At 59.6% G+C, this 559-nt stretch carries 1 pseudogene; it reads right to left on the reverse strand.

The features are described 5' to 3' along the window. Positions 1 to 559 (reverse strand): annotated as a pseudogene (locus KVH01_RS29460) (type IV secretion protein Rhs); the annotation flags it as partial.

Consider the following 559-nt stretch of genomic DNA (forward strand, 5'->3'; position numbering starts at 1 on the left):
CAGGCCGCCTTCGTATTCGTAGCGGGTGACGTGGCCGAGTTCATCGCGCTCGGCGATGATTTTGCCGTAGGGGTTGTAGCTCAATTCCCGGCAAGCGCCGCCAGGCTGCGTCAGTTTCAGCAGACGTCCTACGGCGTCCCATTCGTAACGGGTCAGCGCCCCGTATTCATCCTCACGGGCAACCTGCCGCCCCAGATCGTCATAGCGATAACGCTTGATCGCGCCATTGGGCAATTGCTCCTCAAGCAACTGCCCACGTTCGTTCCACACCAGCCGATGACAACTGTGATCGGCGTACCAAACTCCGGTTAACTGCCCGCGTTTGTTGTAGCTGTAGTCTGTGACCTGCCCGTCAGGATCAGTCCTACGCGTAACATCGCCCTGGTCATTACGCTCATATTTCCAGACCGCCTCGCCACGCCTGACAACTCGTACGAAACCGTTGTCATGCTCGTAGGACGTCGGCTCGTCATCCCCCGGAAACAGCGCCACCAAGCGTCCGGCTTCGTCGTACTGATAGGCTGTCACCGCACCCAGCGGGTCTTGCTCGACGGTCAGC

It is taken from the genome of Pseudomonas khavaziana, assembly GCF_019145205.1.
GTDB classification, from domain to species: Bacteria; Pseudomonadota; Gammaproteobacteria; order Pseudomonadales; family Pseudomonadaceae; genus Aquipseudomonas; species Aquipseudomonas khavaziana.